This is a genomic window from Pantoea sp. MQR6 (genome assembly GCF_022761075.1).
GTDB classification, from domain to species: domain Bacteria; phylum Pseudomonadota; class Gammaproteobacteria; order Enterobacterales; family Enterobacteriaceae; genus Pantoea; species Pantoea phytostimulans.
Window position 1 is genome coordinate 1 of the sequence record NZ_JAKYXB010000013.1, and the last position, 4,712, is coordinate 4,712.

The 4,712-nt window shown below is 43.0% G+C and carries 4 protein-coding genes and 4 tRNA genes; 7 read left to right on the top strand and 1 reads right to left on the bottom strand.

Annotated features, from left to right (window positions below):
* Positions 1-145: 145 nt before the first annotated feature.
* On the top strand, positions 146-1,183 hold the full coding sequence (gene murB / locus MUG06_RS22680; protein ID WP_243080124.1) for a UDP-N-acetylmuramate dehydrogenase: 1,038 nt from the start codon (positions 146-148) through the stop codon (positions 1,181-1,183).
* Positions 1,180-2,139 (top strand): bifunctional biotin--[acetyl-CoA-carboxylase] ligase/biotin operon repressor BirA, encoded by a 960-nt coding sequence (gene birA / locus MUG06_RS22685; protein ID WP_243080125.1) that lies wholly within the window; start codon positions 1,180-1,182, stop codon positions 2,137-2,139. The genes murB and birA overlap by 4 nt, the downstream gene beginning before the upstream one ends.
* Positions 2,140-2,188: 49 nt before the next feature.
* Here the strand turns inward: birA and coaA are convergent, their stop codons facing one another.
* On the bottom strand, positions 2,189-3,136 hold the full coding sequence (gene coaA / locus MUG06_RS22690) for a type I pantothenate kinase (protein ID WP_243080127.1): 948 nt from the start codon (positions 3,134-3,136) through the stop codon (positions 2,189-2,191).
* A 684-nt stretch (positions 3,137-3,820) separates the two neighbouring features.
* Between coaA and MUG06_RS22695 the strand changes: the two genes are divergently transcribed.
* The 5 genes from MUG06_RS22695 to MUG06_RS22715 all read left to right on the top strand — a co-directional run.
* Positions 3,821-3,896 (top strand) — tRNA-Thr (locus MUG06_RS22695).
* Positions 3,897-3,903: 7 nt separating this feature from the next.
* Positions 3,904-3,988: transfer RNA gene (locus tag MUG06_RS22700), tRNA-Tyr, on the top strand.
* Between the two features lie 193 nt (positions 3,989-4,181).
* A tRNA-Gly gene (locus MUG06_RS22705) sits at positions 4,182-4,256 on the top strand.
* Between the two features lie 5 nt (positions 4,257-4,261).
* Positions 4,262-4,337 (top strand) — tRNA-Thr (locus MUG06_RS22710).
* 108 nt (positions 4,338-4,445) lie between these two features.
* Positions 4,446-4,712, top strand: a 267-nt coding sequence (locus MUG06_RS22715) for a GTP-binding protein (RefSeq protein WP_243080126.1), incomplete at its 3' end; no start/stop codon positions are given.

The window sequence follows — 4,712 nt, forward strand, 5'->3', positions numbered from 1 at the left end:
ACAGGAAAAAGCCCTTTGCATCCGCAAAGGGCTTTTTTACGTCTGGAGTTTGTACTGGCTTTCGATTATAAGCGATAAAATCATCCCAACATGCTGTATGTGATGCGGTAAACTACTAAAAGTTTAAATTAGTTAAGGCCGTAAAATGTCTATCCAGCATCCTTCCTTAAAAGCCGACAACACGCTTGGTCTCGATGTCAGCACACAAATGCGTATTGTTGCAAAATCCCCTGAAGATATTTTAAAAGCTTGGCAGGCAAGCCAAATCGAGCATTCTCCATTCCTTATTCTCGGTGAAGGAAGTAATGTACTTTTCATGGAAAATTTTGACGGGACAGTTGTACTCAATCGAATCAAGGGGATCGAGATTCGCGAGGAAACTGAAAGTTGGAAGCTACATGTAGGAGCTGGAGAGAATTGGCATCGACTGGTCCAAATTACCTTGGAAAAAGATATTCCAGGCTTGGAAAACCTGGCTTTAATACCTGGAATGGTGGGTTCTTCGCCGATCCAAAATATTGGTGCCTATGGCCTCGAATTAAAAGATGTCTGTGAGTATGTCGATATACTCAATTTACGGACAGGAAAAACTGAAAGACTGCAGCAGAATGAATGCCAATTCGCTTATCGAGATAGTATCTTCAAACACCAATATCAGTTTGGGTATGCGATCATCGCTGTAGGATTCAAACTAAAAAAGAAATGGCAACCAATATTGTCATATGGTGATTTAAGGTCGTTAAACCCCGCTACAGTAACTGCATGGGAAGTCTATAACGCTGTTTGCAATATGCGACAAAGTAAACTGCCTAATCCTGCGGTAACGGGGAATGTAGGCAGTTTTTTTAAAAACCCTGTAGTTAGCTATGAGAAAGCTGCCACGCTAATATCATGCTTTCCTGATATACCTCATTATCCGCAAGCTTCGGGTGAGATTAAATTAGCAGCGGGTTGGTTAATTGACCAATGTCAGCTGAAAGGATTTCGCATTGGAGGAGCTGCGGTGCATGAGCAACAAGCATTAGTTTTAATCAATGCTGATAATGCTTCCCCGCAAGATATTGTTACCCTGGCTAAAGTAGTGCGTGCTCAGGTTGGAAAAAAATTTGAAGTGTGGCTTGAGCCAGAAGTAAGGTTTATTCAAGCCCAAGGTGAATGCAATGCGGTTGAGGTAATATCATGAAAGATCACAGCGTTCCGCTCAAGCTGGTTGAAATATTATCTGATGGAGAATTTCATTCAGGTGAACAACTTGGTGAGCTGCTCGGCATGAGCCGGGCAGCTATTAATAAGCATTTTCAAACTCTAAAAGGCTGGGGCCTGGATATCTACACTGTAACCGGTAAAGGTTATAGCTTGCCGTCGCCAATGAAATTGTTAAATGAAGCAGAAATTATAGCTAAGTTGAAGAATCCTAACTTGGCCGTTATCCCTGTTATCGATTCGACTAATCAGTATTTATTGGATCGAATAAATGAACTTCAGTCGGGTGATGCTTGTATTGCTGAATATCAACAAGCGGGCCGTGGACGACGTGGACGTCAGTGGTTTTCTCCATTCGGCGCAAATTTATATATGTCAATGTACTGGCGGTTGGAGCAAGGCCCTGCTGCTGCGATGGGGCTTAGTTTAGTTATTGGCATAGTCATGGCTGAAACTTTGCAAGCTTTAGGCGCAGAAAAAGTAAGGGTTAAATGGCCAAACGATCTTTATCTTAATGATCGTAAACTTGCAGGTATATTGGTGGAGTTAACCGGAAAAACAGGCGATGCTGCGCAAATTGTTATAGGCGCTGGCATCAATTTAGCTATGCGTAGCGCTGAAGCGACTCAAATTAACCAAGGTTGGATTAATCTGCAAGAAGCGGATGTCAACATTGATCGAAATGAGCTCGCCGCTAAGCTTATAAACAGTTTACGTGAAGCATTGTCTGTATTTGAAGTCGATGGCCTAAAGCCCTTTATAAGGCGTTGGGCAGCGCTGGATAATTTCATTAATCGCCCGGTGAAATTACTTATAGGTGAACGGGAAGTTCACGGTATTGCCCGAGGCGTTGATGATCAAGGTGGCTTATTGTTAGAGCAAGATGGCCAAATTAAATCTTGGATCGGTGGTGAAATTTCTTTAAGACCAAATTAAATAAAAGCCTGCTTAAAAGCAGGCATTTATATTTACAATTCCCAACGCACTATTTTCTTAAGCGTACTTTGTCGACAGCATGGTTGCTACTTTTAGTCATTATTAGACTCGCCCGCTCGCGTGTTGGTAGTATATTTTCTTTTAAATTCAACCAGTTGATCTCTTTCCATAAGTTGCTGGCTATTTCGACCGCTTCATTTTCAGGTAATTGAGAATAGTGGTGAAAATAGGAGTCAGGATCGCTAAATGCTCCTTGGCGAAATTTCAAAAATCGATTGATATACCAATTTTTTAAAAGCTCTTCTTCGGCATCAACATAAATGGAAAAGTCCACAAAGTCAGATACAAATACGTGATGAGGATCGTGGGGATAATCCATGCCGCTTTGTAAAACGTTTAATCCTTCCAGGATAAGTATGTCAGGTTGGTGAACAATCTTGTCACCATCAGGAATGACATCATAAGTAAGATGAGAATAAACAGGTGCTGTTACCTGCCTCGCTCCTGATTTCAGGTCGGAGACAAAATTCACCAAGCGGTGCATATCATACGATTGTGGAAAACCTTTTTTCTTCATCAAACCACGCTCTTTGAGCACGGCATTAGGATGAAGAAATCCATCAGTAGTAATCAACTCCACCTTACGATGCTCTGGCCAGCGGCTCAGGAGCGCTTGTAATACACGAGCTGTAGTACTTTTGCCCACCGCAACACTGCCAGCAATACTTATTATATAGGGAATCTTTTGCCCGTTAGTGCCTAAGAATTGTTCCAGCACAGCTTGACGACGCAAGTTCGAGCTGATGTAAAAATTTAGAAGGCGAGAAAGAGGCAAATAAATTTCAGCAACTTCTTCCAATGAAAGATCTTCATTGATTCCTTTTAATTGTGCGATTTCATCCTCTGATAAGGTCATTGGAACAGAATCGCGCAATGCAGCCCATTGCGTACGAGTGAACTGTAAGTAAGGCGTTGTGAGTTGTGTTGTTTTGTCCATAAGCATATCTGGCAGCAATTTTTCCACCAAGCATGATTTCCTTAGAGGCAACATCATAACGAAGATGGGGTGCTGTCTACTGTTTTAAGGTCGGGAACATTGGAATGGAGGGTATCACCAGTATGGCTTTTGAAAGAAGCAAAAAGATATTTGCGTTACTGCTTTCGCAAGCGAGACCGCATTTTTGCTGTAACTGTAGTGAGTTGACTTGATTGAGAAACATAAAGGTGGGTAGGTAAAAGAGATGATTGGCGGTAGTGCACATCAGGGTCATTCACAACATTCGTTATCCAGCCGCTATATGTTGTGTTTGGTTGATGGTGAATCATCTAATACGAGCGCTATATAGAGTTAAAATTCTCATACTGACTTTTCTTTAACCTAAACGTACCAAAAAAGGCAGCCTTAGAGCAGTACTACAAAGTTGTAAGAAGCAAATCTTCATTGTTTTTCATCTGCCAGGAGGGCTAGCGAAATTCTTTTATAGAAAATGATGAGCTTTAAATCTAAAAACACGTACTGCACTTTTGATTATTCTATGGAAAAGACAACGTAATCGAGCAATTTTTCTTCAAAATTAGCCTGATTTGCTTTGATTCGCACAAATAGTAAGCGAAAGAACAAAAATAGCGATTTTTTTGTTGCATCAAACCGCCGACCTTCCTAGAATGCGCGTCACTTGATGCCGGCTTAGCTCAGTTGGTAGAGCAACTGACTTGTAATCAGTAGGTCACCAGTTCGATTCCGGTAGCCGGCACCATCAAGTAGGTGGGATTCCCGAGCGGCCAAAGGGAGCAGACTGTAAATCTGCCGTCACAGACTTCGAAGGTTCGAATCCTTCTCCCACCACCATTTCAACCCTCGGGTTGAGAACTGATAAACAATCAGTTTATCTGTCAGGTGAGTCACTTCTTCTCACCCTGAATTCAGATTGTGCATTAGCGCAGTCAAAGCCAGTCAGCAACGCTGACAGGCTAAGAATAGTAGGGGGACTTCTCTTACTATTCACAAGCTACAGAAAGAACAGGTAGCCGAGTTCCAGGATGCGGGCATCGTATAATGGCTATTACCTCAGCCTTCCAAGCTGATGATGCGGGTTCGATTCCCGCTGCCCGCTCCAGATGTGCTGATATGGCTCAGTTGGTAGAGCGCACCCTTGGTAAGGGTGAGGTCCCCAGTTCGACTCTGGGTATCAGCACCACTTCCTTTATCTCCCTCCTGATTTTCTCTCTGTAATTCCTTGCAGTCAGGCACTGCCTGGTTAATGTCATGATATCTTTGATATATCCGTGTCTTAGAGGGACAAACGATGGCTAAAGAACAATTTCAACGTAATAAACTGCACGTAAACGTGGGCACCATCGGTCACGTTGACCACGGTAAAACCACTCTGACTGCAGCAATCACTACCGTTCTGGCTAAAACCAGCGGTGGTCAGGCTCGTGCATTCGATCAAATCGATAGCACTCCAGAAGAGAAAGCGCGCGGGATCACCATCAACACCGCTCACGTTGAGTATGAAACCGCTACTCGTCACTACGCACACGTTGACTGCCCAGGCCACGCCGATTATGTA

Bases quoted from the DNA above. Each gene is read 5' to 3' on its own strand.
- murB (WP_243080124.1), top strand. From the start codon at position 146: ATGTCTATCCAGCATCCTTCCTTAAAAGCCGACAACACGCTTGGTCTC.
- birA (WP_243080125.1), top strand. From the start codon at position 1,180: ATGAAAGATCACAGCGTTCCGCTCAAGCTGGTTGAAATATTATCTGAT.
- coaA (WP_243080127.1), bottom strand. From the start codon at position 3,136: ATGGACAAAACAACACAACTCACAACGCCTTACTTACAGTTCACTCGT.